General features: G+C 35.6%; 17 protein-coding genes, 2 tRNA genes and 2 pseudogenes. 7 read left to right on the top strand and 14 right to left on the bottom strand.

Going from position 1 to position 15,198, the window contains the following annotated elements; translation table 11 throughout:
• Positions 1-29: 29 nt before the first annotated feature.
• Positions 30-536, bottom strand: coding sequence for a hypothetical protein (locus tag ACQH1X_RS01145; RefSeq protein ID WP_425386312.1), 507 nt, complete (start codon positions 534-536; stop codon positions 30-32).
• A gap of 70 nt (positions 537-606) precedes the next feature.
• A tRNA-Leu gene (locus tag ACQH1X_RS01140) sits at positions 607-691 on the bottom strand.
• A gap of 62 nt (positions 692-753) precedes the next feature.
• On the opposite strand from ACQH1X_RS01140, the gene tldD reads away from it, so the two are divergent.
• Complete coding sequence (tldD, locus tag ACQH1X_RS01135; protein WP_425386311.1) at positions 754-2,172, top strand: metalloprotease TldD; 1,419 nt, start codon at positions 754-756, stop codon at positions 2,170-2,172.
• A gap of 738 nt (positions 2,173-2,910) precedes the next feature.
• Here tldD and ACQH1X_RS01130 read toward each other — a convergent pair.
• Both ACQH1X_RS01130 and tyrS read right to left on the bottom strand, forming a co-directional pair.
• Positions 2,911-3,387 carry an SWIM zinc finger family protein gene (locus ACQH1X_RS01130; RefSeq protein ID WP_419247260.1) on the bottom strand — a complete coding sequence of 159 codons (477 nt, stop codon included), beginning with the start codon at positions 3,385-3,387 and terminating at the stop codon, positions 2,911-2,913.
• A 68-nt stretch (positions 3,388-3,455) separates the two neighbouring features.
• Positions 3,456-4,706, bottom strand: a complete 1,251-nt coding sequence (tyrS, locus tag ACQH1X_RS01125; RefSeq protein ID WP_425386310.1) for a tyrosine--tRNA ligase — start codon at positions 4,704-4,706, stop codon at positions 3,456-3,458.
• Positions 4,707-4,732: 26 nt separating this feature from the next.
• On the opposite strand from tyrS, the gene ACQH1X_RS01120 reads away from it, so the two are divergent.
• The gene (locus ACQH1X_RS01120; RefSeq protein ID WP_167347162.1) at positions 4,733-4,882 is read left to right on the top strand and encodes a hypothetical protein; all 150 of its coding nucleotides are present in this window, start codon (positions 4,733-4,735) and stop codon (positions 4,880-4,882) included.
• Positions 4,883-4,950: 68 nt separating this feature from the next.
• Here ACQH1X_RS01120 and rsfS read toward each other — a convergent pair whose 3' ends face one another.
• On the bottom strand, positions 4,951-5,277 hold the full coding sequence (gene rsfS / locus ACQH1X_RS01115; protein WP_425386635.1) for a ribosome silencing factor: 327 nt from the start codon (positions 5,275-5,277) through the stop codon (positions 4,951-4,953).
• A 258-nt stretch (positions 5,278-5,535) separates the two neighbouring features.
• On the opposite strand from rsfS, the pseudogene ACQH1X_RS01110 reads away from it, so the two are divergent.
• Positions 5,536-5,858: pseudogene (locus ACQH1X_RS01110) on the top strand (IS110 family transposase); the annotation flags it as partial.
• 186 nt (positions 5,859-6,044) lie between these two features.
• Positions 6,045-6,173 (top strand): hypothetical protein, encoded by a 129-nt coding sequence (locus tag ACQH1X_RS01105; RefSeq protein WP_425385836.1) that lies wholly within the window; start codon positions 6,045-6,047, stop codon positions 6,171-6,173.
• A gap of 181 nt (positions 6,174-6,354) precedes the next feature.
• On the opposite strand, the gene ACQH1X_RS01100 is transcribed toward ACQH1X_RS01105, so the two are convergent.
• Positions 6,355-7,377 (bottom strand): IS110 family transposase, encoded by a 1,023-nt coding sequence (locus ACQH1X_RS01100; RefSeq protein ID WP_425385829.1) that lies wholly within the window; start codon positions 7,375-7,377, stop codon positions 6,355-6,357.
• Between the two features lie 223 nt (positions 7,378-7,600).
• Between ACQH1X_RS01100 and ACQH1X_RS01095 the strand changes: the two are divergent.
• Together ACQH1X_RS01095 and ACQH1X_RS01090 are read left to right on the top strand one after the other, a co-directional pair.
• A pseudogene (locus ACQH1X_RS01095) lies at positions 7,601-8,146 on the top strand (IS256-like element ISWpi15 family transposase); the annotation flags it as partial.
• A 58-nt stretch (positions 8,147-8,204) separates the two neighbouring features.
• Positions 8,205-8,633 carry an ankyrin repeat domain-containing protein gene (locus tag ACQH1X_RS01090; protein WP_425386309.1) on the top strand — a complete coding sequence of 143 codons (429 nt, stop codon included), beginning with the start codon at positions 8,205-8,207 and terminating at the stop codon, positions 8,631-8,633.
• A gap of 84 nt (positions 8,634-8,717) precedes the next feature.
• Here ACQH1X_RS01090 and ACQH1X_RS01085 read toward each other — a convergent pair whose 3' ends face one another.
• From ACQH1X_RS01085 to ACQH1X_RS01060, 6 genes are all read right to left on the bottom strand, one after another.
• Positions 8,718-9,137 (bottom strand): DedA family protein, encoded by a 420-nt coding sequence (locus tag ACQH1X_RS01085; protein WP_425386308.1) that lies wholly within the window; start codon positions 9,135-9,137, stop codon positions 8,718-8,720.
• Positions 9,138-9,142: 5 nt separating this feature from the next.
• Positions 9,143-10,516, bottom strand: a complete 1,374-nt coding sequence (cysS, locus tag ACQH1X_RS01080) for a cysteine--tRNA ligase (RefSeq protein ID WP_265034349.1) — start codon at positions 10,514-10,516, stop codon at positions 9,143-9,145.
• Positions 10,509-11,165, bottom strand: a complete 657-nt coding sequence (locus ACQH1X_RS01075) for an exopolysaccharide biosynthesis protein (RefSeq protein ID WP_265034348.1) — start codon at positions 11,163-11,165, stop codon at positions 10,509-10,511. Before ACQH1X_RS01075 ends, cysS begins: the two co-directional genes overlap by 8 nt.
• A 97-nt stretch (positions 11,166-11,262) precedes the next feature.
• On the bottom strand, positions 11,263-11,919 hold the full coding sequence (locus ACQH1X_RS01070; protein WP_425386307.1) for an exopolysaccharide biosynthesis protein: 657 nt from the start codon (positions 11,917-11,919) through the stop codon (positions 11,263-11,265).
• Between the two features lie 166 nt (positions 11,920-12,085).
• Positions 12,086-12,253, bottom strand: coding sequence for a twin-arginine translocase TatA (tatA, locus tag ACQH1X_RS01065; RefSeq protein WP_265025453.1), 168 nt, complete (start codon positions 12,251-12,253; stop codon positions 12,086-12,088).
• Positions 12,254-12,535: 282 nt separating this feature from the next.
• Positions 12,536-13,309 (bottom strand): ABC transporter ATP-binding protein, encoded by a 774-nt coding sequence (locus tag ACQH1X_RS01060; RefSeq protein ID WP_425386306.1) that lies wholly within the window; start codon positions 13,307-13,309, stop codon positions 12,536-12,538.
• A gap of 149 nt (positions 13,310-13,458) precedes the next feature.
• On the opposite strand from ACQH1X_RS01060, the gene ACQH1X_RS01055 reads away from it, so the two are divergent.
• Positions 13,459-13,535, top strand: a tRNA-Arg gene (locus ACQH1X_RS01055).
• 252 nt (positions 13,536-13,787) lie between these two features.
• Here ACQH1X_RS01055 and ACQH1X_RS01050 read toward each other — a convergent pair.
• Both ACQH1X_RS01050 and ACQH1X_RS01045 read right to left on the bottom strand, forming a co-directional pair.
• Positions 13,788-13,868: a JAB domain-containing protein gene (locus ACQH1X_RS01050; RefSeq protein ID WP_425386634.1), complete on the bottom strand. Its 81-nt coding sequence runs from the start codon at positions 13,866-13,868 to the stop codon at positions 13,788-13,790.
• Positions 13,869-14,071: 203 nt separating this feature from the next.
• Positions 14,072-15,019, bottom strand: a complete 948-nt coding sequence (locus ACQH1X_RS01045) for an IS110 family transposase (protein ID WP_425385766.1) — start codon at positions 15,017-15,019, stop codon at positions 14,072-14,074.
• Between the last annotated feature and the right edge of the window lie 179 nt (positions 15,020-15,198).

Below are 15,198 nucleotides of genomic sequence, written 5' to 3'. Positions count from 1 at the left end.
AGCTAATATTCCTATACAAGTCAAATAAGTTAACTTGTTAACACTTGAACTGCTTTTTCGGTTGGAGAGAGGTTGTCAGTAGGTTTTTCTGCCTGTGGTTTGCTGATCAAAGTCCGAATGATATTAGTTGCCATAATAGCACAACCTAAAATAAAAAAAGGTGTAGAAACAAAATAGATAACAGAAGACTCAAAAAGCGACATAGATGCAATACCTCCTATTAGAAATGAAACACTGGATACTATATCAAGATAGATCTTCGTTAATTTTTCTTGTCCAGGAGAGTTTTCTACACCAAGCTGCTTATTAAGCTCACATTTTCGAAAGTGATCAGTACGTGACCATAAATTTAAGCCAAGTGAAATTGCACTTAGTGTGATACTAAGAGCGGCAGAATGTACACTTAGCCCAGAAATATTAAAGACTAATATTGCTATATATCCAATAAAAAGGGCAGTAGATAGCGCAGTAACTAAGCGTTTCGAGTAAGTTCGTACCTTCTTTCTGTAGGCTAACTTATCTTTTTCACCATACATAGCATAAATATTACCTAATATGTTATATTGTAGCATTAATTAATTCAACAAGCAATATGGAAGCTAAGAGTGCCCGAGAGAAGACTTGAACTTCCACAACTTAAAAAGTTACTAGCACCTGAAGCTAGCGCGTCTACCAATTCCGCCACCCGGGCTTTTTATAGTTTACTATGTTAAAGTTAAATAATATACTTAAGCAATTTTTAGTTCAAAGGTAATGCCAAATTTAGATCAAATATTTTTCACTCAAAACAATGTTAATATTAATAACGTATATAAAATAGTCAATAGCGCTTTGAGCAATAGCGATGGTGGTGAGCTGTTTCTAGAATTTTGCCAGTCGGAGTCCCTGCTTTTTGAGGATAACATATTAAAACACATGGACTTGAATACTAGAAGGGGATTTGGTTTAAGGTCTTTTTGTGAGGATAGTACATCTTTCGTTTGTTCTTCTGAGATTAGCGAAAAAGAAATTAGTAATGCTGCTTCTATGGTAAAAAGCTCAGTGTCTTTAAACAAGACAAATTCAATAAATTTAAATGAAGAGACAACAAGCCTATATTCGAGGATTAACCCCATAAATGAAATGGATCTGAATTCAAAGATTAAACTACTCAATGAGGTTAATGAGTATGTAAGGTCCAAAAATAACTGCGTGAAGCAAGTAAAAATAACTTTAAGTGGAGAATGGCAAGTCGTACAAATAATAAAAGGTGATCACAGATTAAGCGATATCAGGCCTCTGGTACGTTTCAATGTGCTAGTCATTGTAGAAAAAGATGGTCGTACCGAAAGAGGTTCTGCAGGGCATGGTGGAAGGGACTCTTATAGTAAGTTTATTTCTGAGAAAAAGTGGAAAGAAGTTGCAAACCAAGCGTTAGAACAAGCACTGGTAAATCTTGAAGCAATTCCAACTCCAGCCGGAGAAATGACAGTCGTTTTAGGTCCAGGCTGGCCAGGAATATTGTTACACGAAGCCGTGGGTCATGGACTTGAGGGCGACTTCAATCGTAAAAAAGTTTCAGCATTTTCAAATTCTGTGGGTAAACAAGTAGCAGCTAGTGACATCACAGTAGTTGATGACGGAACTCTGCCTAATTTGCGTGGCTCTATCAGCGTAGACGATGAAGGCACTCCACCCAGTTATAATATATTGATAGAGAATGGGATCCTCAAAGGATACATGCAGGATCATATGAACGCTAAACTCATGGGTGTAAATCCAACCGGTAATGGTAGAAGAGAAAGTTATAAAGAAGTTATTATGCCGCGCATGACAAACACCTATATGTTGCCTGGAAAGCATACACCGAAGGAAATAATATCTAGCGTAAAGAAAGGTCTATATGCAGTAAATTTCGGTGGTGGGCAGGTTGATATAACGTCAGGAAAATTTGTTTTTTCATCTTCGGAAGCTTACCTAATAGAAAATGGTAAAATTACACAGCCAGTCAAAGGAGCAACACTAATTGGTGACGGTCCAACAGTGTTGAAAAAAGTATCTATGGTTGGTAATGATCTAAAGTTGGATCCTGGTGTTGGCACATGCTCAAAAGATGGACAAAATGTACCCGTTGGAGTTGGTCAGCCGACACTCAAAGTCGACGCAATAACTGTTGGTGGAACTGAGATATAGATAAGGGCTAAAACGGATTCCAGCGCATGACGTACAATTGTACAAACATTGTAGCCGTTATCCAAGTAGCCTGCAGAAACGAAAAAACTTACTTGACACCCTTTGCCAGCCACCTTATCATAAAGATGAAGCTATTTATTTATCTTCTCTGTACAGATTAAATGACAAAAAAACTCAACGTATTTGGCGTCTCATGTTTAATTTTTTGCACTATGTGCACCTTATGTCTTTATCAAATTTCTGGGTTTTTACCTACATAAGCTGAAAAGTGCTTAAAACATAAAAAAACGCCAACTTAAAAAATGGGTAGTGAGTAATTAGCTACCCTAGGGTTTCTTTTGCCTTTTTTTCTGTTTAGTAAATTTCCTAACGTTTATAATTTAGATTAGTTGCGGCTTAAAAGCAGCTGAGTCGCGGTTATTAAGTGTTTAGAATAAAAAAACGCCATACTTGAAAGTATAATGTAAGTAACTAGCCAACCACGGGGTTTCTTTTGCCTTTTTTTTCGCTTGGTAAATTTCTTAATATTTATGGCTAAACGACAACCGTCATCCCGCTGCTTGTTAGCTGATGAGATACCGCGAATGAATCGCGGTATGACGGTCGCGGCGGCATGACATAGGACTGCTGTCGTCCCGCTACGTGTTAGCGGCTAAGAGATATCGCGGCGGTATGACATAGGGAAACCTTGCTTGGGCCAGCTATAGATTACCTGATCTCACCATCTTTCCAATCACTTTATACATAATTCTCGGATTTTGAAAACTTACTTTGAGTGAATTGCTCATATTCTTCATCCTCTAGTTCTTCAAAAATCTCTGGATGTTGGTCACCTAGACGAACAATTATTGAAATGAGCTCTTTGTTTGTTTTTTTAAGTAAAAACCTTTCAAGGAGAGTTTGTTTATCAACATATCCCGGGCACATAGATGATCGATACTCCTTTCTGTCAAGATCAATCAAAGTAAAACCCGTTGCAGCCATATGCTTACATGGACCAAAGTAACAGAATGCAGGGCAGGAACATGTTCCACTGAAAAGAGGACCATCGTGCTTTAGTGTTACCTGATATTTACTTGACCCAACCACCTTTGATTTAGCGTGAGATTCATCAACAGATATGATCTGCACCTTTCCTTTGTTAAAATAATCTCTTCCGCTAGAGAGGTAGGGTTCTTTGATAAGACCTGTGATATCTTTATAATACAGTCTCATTTTTGCCTCCTTATTTCATATATAAAGCCCTCAATTTTCTAATATATCCTTTCTTCCATAAAAATTTATTAACCCACCACGACTTTTATATGGCGTTTCTTTCCTGCAGACAGTTTTATAAATGACCGACCTTTGAAGCTCTCGGAATTTATTATGTAGTTAACGTCGGTTATAATATTATCATTAACTTTGCACCCATTGCCCTGTATTAAACGCTTTGCAGCACCTTTGGACAATTCAAAACCAGTATCGTGTAACAGGTCTACTAAGGATATGCCGCTTGCAACTTGTTCTTTTTTTATGATGTAATCAGGAAGTAGTGAGCTATCTTCATTTTCAAAAGCAGAAACTGCAGCAGATCGTGCAAGTTCTGCTTCTTTATTACCATGACATATTTTTGTCACTTCTGTTGCCAAAACTTTTTTTGCTTCATTTATTTCTTGATCCTTTAAAGATTCTAGTTTTCTAATCTCATCAATTGGCACATCAGTGAGCAATCTCAAAAAACGTCCAACATCTTGATCATCAACGTTGCGAAAATATTGCCAATAATCGTAAGGTTTTAGCATATCGCCATCGAGCCATATTGCTCCACTTTCAGTTTTGCCCATTTTTTTTCCTTGTGCATTTAATAAAAGAGGCGTAGTAAGGCCAAACAGCTCAGGTAAATTCAACTTTTTTCCAAGCTCAATTCCGTTTACTATATTTCCCCACTGGTCTGACCCTCCAATCTGCAGACGACAGCCATGCTTTTTATTCAACTCAACAAAATCATAAGCCTGCAATAGCATGTAATTAAATTCTAAGAAGCTTAAGGTTTGCTCTCTATCCAGCCTAGTTTTCACACTATCAAAACTTAGCATGCGATTTACTGAAAAATGTATTCCTATATCACGCAAAAAGTCTATATATTTTATACTATCCAGCCAGTCTGCGTTATTTACTATAACTGCACCAGTCTTTCCATCATCGAAAGATATCATTTTCTCCAATGTTTTCTTTATACTAGATATATTTTCGCTAATATCCTTGATAGATAAGAAGCTTCTTGCTTTATCCTTACCGGATGGGTCGCCGATTTTCGTTGTGCCACCTCCAAGTAAAACTATCGACTTGTAACCAAATTTTTGCAGGTGGCGGAACATCATAATATGCATTAGATGACCAATATGAAGACTTGGTGCTGTGCAATCAAACCCAATGTATGCGACTATATGATTATTTTCGGATAATAGCTGATCTAACCCTTCAATATTTGTACATTGGTATAGGTACCCTCTTTCTTGGATAAAATTTAAAAACTCGGACTTGTGTTTCATAATCTTTTTAGTATGTTATTTTATATGTGAACATTGTCATTGAAGATATCGATGATGATGTCATTCCAGCGCGTGACGCTGGAATCCAGTTTTTTATGCAATTTCATCAAAAGCGTTGTATAGTGTGCTCGTTTATAATTAAGTTTTCTGGATCCCAGTGTCAAGCACTGGGATGACACCTTTTCTTGGGGAGCTATCCTAAAGGTGCGATACTTATACAGTTGTACTTGAATGGCCCAGGCAATCAATTCCACAGTTCTTCTATTTTATAATACTTCCTTACTTCTGACCTGAATATGTGAACCATTATGCCTTGAAAATTCAAAACCACCCAATTGCCTTCATCCATACCTTCTACATCTATTTTATCATGTCGCTCGAGACTTTTTATTACGTGTTCAGCTAACGCTTTCACATGGCGACTTGAATCACCAGATGCAATAATCATATATTTTGCAATAATGGTTCTATTCTGCACATCGAAAGTAACTATATCGTGACCTTTATTTTGATCTATTATACTTACAATCATGCTTTTTATTGATTCTGTATCACTGGATACATTAGTCATCATCTTAAATTATTTAATTTGCTTATAATTATACACTCAAAATCTCTAAATATGAACTTGTATCTTTATGATGTAAGGTATTAGAGCTAAAATATCTTGCAGGGAAGGGTGAAGCCGGATGTGAACTAACGCCAATAAGGCCGAAAATTAGATTTTGCTCTCCTTCCAATAGAGTTAAAAGACTGAACAGTATCTTTGGAATTATATCCCGTATTTACAAGAACTCTCAATTTTGTTTATAGTCTTGGAGGCGGTTCTATGCAAACAAATGCTATTTTAGTTATAGATATTGCTAAACAAAAATTTGATGCTTGTTTGTTGGTAGGCAGCAAAAAACGACATAAAGTTTTTCACAACAACCAAGATGGTTTTGAAAAGCTTGTGACTTGGTGCAATAATCATGGAGCAGAGCTTATTCATCTGTGTCTTGAAGCAACAGGTTGTTATAGTGAAAAATTTTATGTATGACCTGGGACATAATGTAAGTGCCAGCCCAAATCAAAGCTTTTGGCAAAAGTGAGCTACTTAGAAATAAAACAGATAGATCAGATGCTGCTATGATCGCTAGGTTTTGTATTGCTTTTCCTTGTAAAAATTTGGCTTATCTTTATATCAGCTCATTCAAACAGCATTAACATGACTTATGCCTTTTTTTGGATGTAGAAATTTTCTAGGAATTGTCTTCTTGAATTCTATGGTATTTTGTTTAACATTGAAACAAGATTCCAGTGTCAAGCACTGGAATGACAGGAGAAGGGGCTACTTAGATGACAGGAGATACCGTCTCGCCAGTCAACAAGAAAATTACAAAAATTGAATCTAAATTGCCTAAGTTATATTGTGAAATCAAAAAATACTGCCAATTCCCGTCCTGTGTAGCGGTATACAGATTGTAGTTGTATTAAACAAGAGCCTGATATTAGTTTTGACTACCTCAATTCTTCTGTCAGTTAATTCTTGTCTGTCAGATTAAATCTTGTCTTTTACACTTATCAACATATACACTAACCAACTACATTCAATAAATTTGTGTAAGATACCATTTTACATAAGATAGAATGGAAGCATTTTTCGATTTTAAATTACTAAAGCTTCAGTCAATCTCCTAGTCCTGTAGCTTTTGATATGGTCAGGATTAAAAGCCTTTTTTGATTTTAAAATACCAAAAACAATATGAAGCAACTTACGCATTGCAGCACCAACAATGGCCATATTATGCTTGCCTTTTTCTTTTAATCTCTTGCAAAAAGTCATAATAATAGGATTGTGATTTTTAGCTACTATAGCAGGAAAATACATGGCCTTACGTAGTGTTCGTGAACCTGATTTACTTAATCTGGGCTTGGCATATACAGATGAACCTGATGTTATATTTCGTGGTATAGTTCCAGCGTATGCTGCCAATTGTCTGGCATTTATAAAAGCCTTTGTGTCAGGAATTTCAGCTAAAATAGCTATTGCTGATTCCTCTCCTATTCCTGGAATAGTCAATAAGAGTTGAAAGTTTTCCAACAACTCTTTGTGCTGTTTTAATAGTTCACGTATGGAGTTTTTTATTGTTTCTATTGATTGTTCTATGTTCACTGCAAGGTTTTCCCAAGCATTTGCAACTTCTTCAGGCAGTCTCTCCTTCTTTTCTAAATGATTATTTACGAATGTTAATCCATCTTTTAACGCAACCGAGCAACGATAAAGATGTTTTAATTTTTTCATTTCAGGAGAAGGTGGTGTCCAACGAGTAGGTTCCTGTCTTTGGCAATAATCAGCAATAATTTCTGCATCGGTCTGATCATTCTTTTGTCTTACAAGCTTACTCCTCGCATAAGATTTAATACAATAAGGATTTACAACACTTACAAAATGTCCAGCATTGTGTAGAAATTCAGCCAAAGCTTCACTATAACAACCGGTAGCTTCCATACAAGCTTTCACTTGCTCTACGTTATGTTTTTGTAGAAAGCTCTGCAGACCTTGAAACCCATTATCATCGTTCTTAAAGCTTCTTTTCCTAGTTTCACGTTTTCCTTTTTTACTTATAAATGAGAGAAAAACATCAAAGCGATCTTTTGATACATCTATTCCCAGAAAGTTGTTGATCATATATAACCCCATACGTTACTATTTAAAATGAAAAGTAAGGCTAACCTTGTGAATACAGAATTAGAACCATTTAGGTTTTTCTACGATACCGTCCAGCCTATACTTTTGAGAAGGGAATTCTTATCTCCTCTACAGATTTTATATCTAAGAAGAAGCACAGAGTTCCTCCCTTCTCCACCTAATGCTTAAGCTTAAAACATTAGATGCTTTTGACAAGATACAAGTAGAAGATATCCTTATTGCCTGCGTTGATGGGCTAAAAAGCTTTCCTGCAGCTATAAACAGTGTCTTTCCTAATGCGGAAGTGCAGATGTGTATAGTGCATCAGATACGCAACTCACTGAAGTATGTGGCCAGTAAAGATGCGAAGAGTTTTTTGAGCGATTTAAAGAAGGTATATCAAGCTTCAAGCAAGGAAATTGCCGAGAATTATCTGTTGGAATTGGATGAAAAATGGGGCACAAAGTACCCTATGGTTATAAAATCTTGGCAGAATAATTGGGAAAACTTGTCTGGTTATTTTAAGTATTCTGGTCCAGTTAGGAGGATAATCTACACCACCAATCCCATAGAGGGGCTACATAGGCAAATTAGGAAATTCACTAAGACCAAAGGCTCATTTACCAGCATAAATGCCTTGTATAAGCAGGTATATTGTGCTATAAAGAAGGCAGAGGAAAAGTGGACGATGCCTGTACATGATTGGGCATTAACTATCTCTCAACTTGATGTTTTCTTTCCTGGCAGATTGAAAATTGAGTCGAACTAAAAATGCGGTTTGACACAGTTTATTTAACACTCCCGCTTGTGGTGGGAAATTAGATATATTGAAGTATCTCATCAGTAAGGGTGCTGACATTAATTCTGGTGACAGAACACTACTACACTCTGCCGTTCTTGGACAAAACTTGAGAATAGTAGAGTATCTAATTAATAAAGGTGCTGATGTTAATGCTAAGGATGAACGTGGTTTCACTCCATTGTACCTCTCTGCTTTGTGTGAAGGCTATGATATAACAGAACATCTCATCGAAAAAGGTGCCGATGTTAATGCTAAGAATAATGGTGGCAACACTTCACTACACCTTGCTACTATTATGAGAAATTTTGGCACGGCTAGAGTGCTACTAAAACACAACGCAGACGTTAACACTAAAAATAATGAAGGAAGAACAGCATTACATTATGCCACTGATTTCAATCATAGGGACCTTGTGGAATTGCTTTTAGCTCATGGTGCATCCCGTGACTATTGAAATTTTGCATTTAATTTATAGCTCAGCCTCTGTCAGGCCATAGGATGACAGAAGTGGGCTTTAATGGCTGTAGTACTATAGCTGTTATACTTCAAAAATAAGTATTAGATATAACAAATAGAAGAAATTAGATAGAATGATTAAAGGGGCAAGGATATAAAGGTTTAACTTAAAATAACCTGATAAAATTTGAATCACACTCCCAAGTGCTGGCACCCACGAAAGTAATAAAGTTGCAAAAATTAGCAAATTTTTTGTAACTTTTGGCATTGTATATTCGTTTTCTAATTTGTGGTATGATTTTCGTATAGAGATTGTTATTCTACCTAAGTACCAATTAACTATTCCACCAAGGCTTGATCCTAGTACTCCAAAAAATAACATAAGTAGTGGAGTGTAATACGACCTGAAATAAAGCATGGTATTGAACACAAAACCTTGATGTATGGGTAAGACTAATGATGATAATAGGCTGTCTTTAAACAGCAGAAAGTAATCTTCCATATAAGTTACCAAGTTGTTGTACCATCTTCATTGTCAGAAATTGTAATCCCCATTTGTTTCAACTGATCCCTTATTTTGTCTGCAGTATCGTAATTTTTATTTTTTTTTGCAATTTTTCTTAAGTCTATCAACCTTTCTATTTCTTGATGATTTACATCCACAGCAAACCACTCTTGATAACTTGACTCAAGAAGACCAATAAATCTGGCACTCTTAACAAAACTCTCAGTTAATTTAAGCTTTTCACTTTCATTACTCATTTTGTTGATTTTTGCAGCCATTTCATGTAATATAGCTAGAGCTTCAGGAATGTTTAAGTCGTTTTTTAAAGCGTCTATAAAATCTTTAGAAATCTCTGCATTACTTTCATCAATATTTATTGTATCTAAACCACGTGATAACCGATTAAATTTATTTAAGGTTTCCTGTGCATCAGAAATAACGTTTTCTGTCCAATCAAGTGGTTTTCTGTAGTGAGTTTTGAGCAGTGCATAGCGTATTACTTCACCCTTTATTCCACTATCTAGCAAATCCCTTACTTTGACTATATTAAATAAGGACTTGCTCATTTTTTCTTCATTTACTGTAAGAAAACCGTTATGCATCCAGTATTTTGCAAACATTGATCCAGCAAATGCAGACTTACTCTGTGCAATTTCATTTTCATGGTGAGGAAATTGTAAATCTATGCCGCCACCATGAATGTCAAAATCCTTGCCAAGGTAAGCATATGACATCGCTGAACACTCTATATGCCATCCTGGTCTTCCTTCTCCCCATGGGCTATTCCAATAACTTGAAAGTTTGTAGTCAATATCACTTGCAGGTTTCCACAGTACAAAATCTCCAGGGTGCTTTTTATTTTCATTAACTTCAACTCTGCTACCTGGAACCAATTCATCAGTTTTTTTTCCTGATAAAGCACCATATTCATGGTAAGATTCTACACTAAAATATACATGTTTATTGGATTCATAAGCATGACCAGATCGCAGCAAATGTTCAATTAATTCTATAATATAATCTACGTTTTCCGTTGCTTTTGGCTCGTGTGTTGGCTCTTTACAATTTATGCTTTCCATATCATCATGAAAAGCTTTAATGTAATATGTGGTTATACTTTCTATGTTGCTATTTTTTTCACTTGCTGCATTAATTATCTTATCATCAATGTCGGTTATGTTACGCACGTAGGTAACTTTACCATAACAAAACTTAAGTAGCTGAAATAACACATCATACACAACAACAGACCGTGCATTGCCTATATGTGCTGTGTCATATACTGTTGGTCCGCAAACATACATTTTCACATGATCTTTATCGATTGGTGTAAAAAGTTCCTTTTTTTTTGTTAAGGTATTGTAAAGCCTAACCATATACGAAGCTTTTGAGAAAAGAAAATGCCCCAATGATAAGTTGTGGCCCTTTGACTACTACAACAAGAGTAAGCAATAACCCACACAATGATATTAAAACTCCCAATATGGATAGAAACCCATCTTTACTCATAATGCCAAGTGAAATAAGAGTCGTACCAATTGCAGGAATAAAGTTGGTAAGAGGTAATGGAAGAGCTATTGATAATGCACAAAGCAACATTATAAAAGCTAAAATCTTTTCACCGGGCCCATAGAAAATAAAAGACATTCTTGGTTTCATGAACTTTTCTATTTTTCTTAATGCTGGAGAAGTTTTTTCCACCACAAGAGCTAGTGTTGAACGCTGAAAAGACCTTCTTTCCAACCAATGCGGCATCCAAGGAGAATCAAATCCAAATAGAAGCTGCAGTGAGAATAAGATTAAAGGTATAGAAAGAATAGTTGTATAACCAGGTGGAACCGGTATAGGCACCGATAGCGGCAAGGAGAAGATGATTATTAAAATACCAAAACCGCGCTCATGCAAAGCTGTTTTAATGTCAAACAAAGTTACTTTATCGCTATCATTGTTATTGGTATCTGCAACCTCTTTTAGAATATCAGAAGCTAATTTTTTATTTTCGGTCAATTTCTTACTTTTTTGCACAAGTTACTCTTTAATACAACTATTCTTTCTAACTAACATAATTATTGCCATATTTCAATATGCATTATTCATTTTGCGCTAGTAATTCGTTCTTTTGTTAAAGTGTTGTAAAGCTTTTAAGAAGAAAAAGTGCTCCGGTTATAAGTTGTGGTCCTTTGACTATTACAACAAGAGTAAGCAACAACGCACACAATGACACTAAAACTCCCAATATGGATAGAAACCCGTCTTTACTCATAATGCTAAGTGAAATAAGAGTTGTGCCAATTGCAGGAAGGAAGTGAGTAAAAGGTAATGGAAGAGCTATTATTATTGCACAAAGCAACATCATAAAAGCCAGAATCTTCTCACCAGGCCCATAGAAAATGAAAGACAGTCTTGGCTTCATGAATTTTTCTATTTTTTCTAATACAGGGGAAGTTTTCTCTACCACAAGAGCTAGTGTTGAACGCTGAAAAGACCTTCTTTCCAACCAATGTGGCATCCAAGGAGAGTCAAACCCAAATAGAAGTTGCAGTGAGAATAAGATTAAAGGTATAGAAAGAATAGTTGTATAACCAGGTGGAACCGGTATAGGCACCGATAGCGGCAAGGAGAAGATGATTATTAAAATACCAAAACCGCGCTCATGCAAAGCTGTTTTAATGTCAAACAAAGTTACTTTATCGCTATCATTGTTATTGGTATCTGCAACCTCTTTTAGAATATCAGAAGCTAGTTTTTTATCTTTAGTTAGTTTCTCACTTTTTTGCACAATTATCCTTTAATAAAATATTTCTCCTAGGCTAACATAGTTGTTGCTGTATTTCAATATTTGTTATTTATTTCATACCAACACTTCATCTCTTTCATTCTTTAACCTGACTAAGTTTTTAAACAGATGACATGCACTAAGGTGCATGTCACGAAGTATGAGGACGCTAACGATCTGGTTCGTTAGGCGATAATTTTTCTGAGTCCTTAAGCTCCTGTTTAAGGTTTTTGATGCCTTTTCCTAAATCACCCATAACTTGCGGTAATTTGCCTGCACCAAACAGAACTAAAATTATTATTAAGACTAGAAACAATTGCCATGGTCCTAAACTCATTTTCACCTCCATTTAAAATATTGACCTTTAAATATTAAAACTTGACTGGAGTCAAGTAACACATAGATTATATCACCTTTATTTAATTATAAATCAAGGTTTTTTAATATTTAATTCTATAGCTAACCCAAATTAGGTTTACCGAAACAAATTTTATGGTTGTATTGAACAATTTAAGTTAGCGCGTGACGCTGGAATCTAGATTTTTTTCTATGGTCAAGCCATAGGATGACAAAAGAGTAAACTTTATCTGTGTGAGCTATATCTTATAACAATTCCAGACTAGATTATTTTCTTGCAGCGAATAAGTGGAAACTTTTCGCTTAACTGTAGAGTAGAAGAGAGCTCACTAAAAAACTTTGCTAGCGTATCATCTTTAGGCCTATGGTATATATCGCTAGAAACTCCTGATTGAATAATTTTACCATTTTTCATTACGTAGATAAAATCTGCAACTTTCAATGCTTCTTGCGGGTCATGAGTTACCATTAGCACAGGGATATTTTTACTTCTAAAAAGGGACAATATATGTTGTCTTATTCGGCACTTGAGCAGTATATCTAAATTAGAAAATGGTTCATCTAACAACACAACATCAGGGTTTTGTGCCATCACTCTTGCTATTGCAACTAATTGTTGCTGTCCTCCAGATAAGGCGTTAGGGTACATATTTTCGTATTTTTCTATATTGAGTAACTTCAAAATTTCCAATGCAATTAGGTGCTCTTCTCTCTTGGAAGAGCTGCGGATAGCAAAGGTTATATTTTCTACTACTGTTTTATGAGGAAATAATGCAGAATGCTGAAAAATCAATCCGATATTTCTATGCTCTATAGCAACTGATGCCTTATTGCTTGCAACTAACCTATCATTTATAAAAATGGTTCCAAATTTTGGATTTTCTATCCCCGCAATTAACTTCAAAATTGTTGACTTGCCACAGCCAGAATGCCCCAATAAACATGCAACACTTCCTTTTTTTACTTTAATGTTTATGTTGCTTAAAGCAAAGTCGTCTTGATTGTTATAAAAATAACCAATGTTGTTAACTAGCATTAATCTTACTTAAACCATGTTATTAAATATAATAGCATTATACTCAAGAAGTACAGAAATGTTTTTTTGTCGTCATAAATTGGTTATGCAAGAAATCTAGAAAAGAGAAGGATTTTTTGCTATAACTTTACATAAATGGTAGAAAACACGGGACTATAGCTCAGCAGGATAGAGCGTTGGACTCCTAATCCGAAGGTCGTGCGTTCGAATCGCACTAGTCCCACCACATTGCTTCACAAATTTCATGGAGATTTTTTTTCACAAATACACACACTTTTTTTGCGGTTTTGAGATATAAATTCCCTTTAAGTTAATATGTATAGCTGGCCCAAGCAACACGTCATACCGCCGCGGTATCTCAGCCGCTAACACGTAGCGGAATGACGAGTTACTATACCGCCGCGGTATCTCTTAGCCGCTAACAAGTAGCGGGATGACGATTGTCGGTAAACCTAAGTTACTGTAGCTATAAAAGCTTTCACAATAACCTATTTTCCTTGAAACTAAAATAGCTACTGAATGTAATAATAATGTGATCTATTAATTCTATTCCTATCAACTATGTTTTTTTTAAAATTTTTTATTTGTGTAATTCTGTAACTTTGTTCAATCATGTAGGCAATAAAAACCCGTGTGTCATAGAAATAAAATTTTATATCAAACACTGCCACAACAATTTCTGCTTAGCTAATGAATATGTGCTTTAAGTCTGTGTGGACGCACATATTCATTAGCCAATTTCAGTTACCGTTGTGAGGATTTTTAAGTATGCAAATTAATTGCTTCTTTAAGTTTTGCATTAGCAATTACTATAATTTTTCGCATTAGAGCTGTTATAGCTACCATTTTCTTCTTACCACTTTCAACAAGCTTGGAATAAAAGGCACCAAGTACAGATTTGGACCTTGCAGCAGACATGGCAGCTATAAAAAGCTTTTTACGGACATTACTTCTACCACCTATAATCCTTCGATAACCAACAGCTTTACCACTTTCCCTAGGATGAGGTGCAACTCCGGCAAGACTTGCTACTTCTCTTCTGTTTAAGTAACCAAGCTCTGGTATTAAACACAGAAAATCTTGTGATAACTTTTTACCTATTCCAGGAACTGTTTTAAGGATTTTTTGATGTTCTTGTAACTCATGGCTTTCATCAATGATTTTTTGTATAGTATTACTGAGTTCATCTATTTGGCTATTAAAGAATTCAATAGTTTTTTGACAACTTTCCCTTATATGGTCGTTTTCAGGTGCTTCCAGTCTACATTTTTCCTGAGTTCTCATTTGCGTGATGCCATCACGACGTTGACAAAGTGCAACCAAGGTTGATTGTTTTTCAGAAGTAGGTACAAATAGAGAGAGAGTTCTATGGCGTTCAAATCCATATTGAGCAAGAGCCCTTGCATCTGATTTATCGGATTTTGCTAAAGTTCCGTGAGATAAAATAAAACTTTTTACTTTGCGGGTATTAGCTCGATGTACGGTGATATTCTTGTCAATAAGAAAATGCGACAAACCAAGCTCATATTTTCCTGTGTTTTCTAAAGTCACTAAAGAATTAGGTAAGATATCTGAGAATTTTTGAAACAATTGTTGCCAACCAGAAGTATTATTGTCAAATTCGACAGCATTTTTCTGTTTGTGAACCGCAACAACATTCTTGAATTTTCCGATGTCAATGCCAATAAAATTTTGATAAGATGTAACCATGATAACCTCGATAGTTTTATTAATTTAAGATTGTAAACGGGTGCATATATATGTCCCATACAACTATTCAAACGTATCGAGAGATGGGCTAGTGTACCTTGATAGGAACGGTTGTAATACCAATCTTTGTTCGGTCGCACACGCCCGTGATAGCCCTATTCCTATAGTGAGTAGGGTTA

It is taken from the genome of Wolbachia endosymbiont (group A) of Barypeithes pellucidus, from assembly GCF_964030885.1.
Classification (GTDB): domain Bacteria; phylum Pseudomonadota; class Alphaproteobacteria; order Rickettsiales; family Anaplasmataceae; genus Wolbachia.
This window is presented reverse-complemented; position numbering and strand designations above follow the sequence as displayed.